Origin of the sequence: Embleya sp. NPDC059237 (assembly GCF_042754105.1) — a bacterium.
Taxonomy (GTDB): domain Bacteria; phylum Actinomycetota; class Actinomycetes; order Streptomycetales; family Streptomycetaceae; genus Embleya.
This window is the reverse complement of sequence record NZ_JBHZAE010000065.1, coordinates 1-1,384: the sequence shown is the minus strand read 5'-3', so window position 1 is coordinate 1,384 and position 1,384 is coordinate 1. Positions and strand designations below refer to the sequence as shown.

Genomic DNA, 1,384 nt, shown 5'->3' with positions numbered 1-1,384 from the left:
TACTGCAACGACACTTCGTGATGGCCTCTGCGTCTGTAGTGGCTGATGCGGGCTCGGGCTTGGCTTCTTCTCCGCCAGTGGGACCAGGAGAGTATGTGCTGGATCCTGTGCCGGACGGGTAAAGCAATGCGATTCAAGAGTCGGCGGGCTTCGTTCACGGTCATCGGTATCAGCATCGGGTCGAAACCTGCTCCCGGTTCCCCTTGCGAACCCCCTTTTTTGCCTCGGTGCGCAAGGCAACGAGGAAGGCGAGGGCCGCCATGGACAAGGTTATATGCCGGTACCACGCTGTATAGCCGCGAACCTGGTAGTGGTCGAGGCCGGTCTCGTTCTTCGCGGCCTGGAAGCATTCCTCGACCATCCACCGAGATCCCGCGATTCGCGCGAGTTCCCCGAGCGTGGTTCCGACCGGGCAGAAACAGATGTAGTAGGCAATCTCCTTGCGGTCCGACAGGCTGCGCCGCGCCAGCAGCCAATGGTCCCAACCCTCACGCCGCCAGGGCCGGATCGGCACCGTGGCCCAGTCGTACTCACGCTGGCCGTGGGCACCGTCGCCGCAGCTCAGGCGCACCCATCCATCGTCGGGCACTTCTGCGACGAGCTTGTGCGCGCGGCCCTGCCCGAAGAACTCCATGGTCATGACCATCTGCGACTTCGGAACCGCGAGAACATGAGGGATGTCGTGTTCTTCCAGCCACAACCGAATGCGCCCGGTCTGGCCGTAGAGTTCATCAGCGGTCACCCACCCGAACGGGATTCCCGACATGACGGCGCGTTTCAGCATCCGCAGACCCAAGTCGGGTTTGGTGGTGAACTCGACTTCGTCGCCGATGCCCGCAGCCCGGCACCGTTCTCGGTCCGAGAACCAGTCCTTGGGGATATACAGTTCGCGGTCGATCAGCGCGCGCCCCAGGTCCGATCCGTACGCCAGGAAGACACCGACCTGGGAATTCTCGATCCGGCCGGCCGTCCCCGAATACTGCCGACCCACGCCCGCCGACCGGACCCCCTTCTTCAGGAACCCGGTCTCGTCGAGAATGAGAACTCCCCACTCGGCATCCCCAATATGCTCCACAACCCCGTCGCGGACGTCGTCACGAACCGCGTCGGCGTCCCACACGTAGTGGTTCAGCAGCCGCTGCATCCCCTGCGGACCCGCATCCCCCGCCGTCTCCGCCAGGGTCCAGCCGTTCTTGCGCTCCGACTCACCCAGCAGTCCCCGCAGGTAGGAGGCCATCCGCCGACGCGGCTCCACCCGCCCGAAACGGCCGGCAAGCCGCCCCACGAAGTCACCAAACGCATCTGACCATCCGTCAACGATCCCCACGACGCGAACTTACCAACGAAGAACGGGACTTCGTATCACGAAGTGTCGTTGCAGTAC

The 1,384-nt window shown here is 63.8% G+C and carries 1 pseudogene; it reads right to left on the bottom strand.

What is annotated here, in order from left to right:
* A pseudogene (locus tag ACFXKZ_RS52430) lies at positions 1-1,237 on the bottom strand (IS701 family transposase); the annotation flags it as partial.
* Positions 1,238-1,384 lie beyond the last annotated feature (147 nt).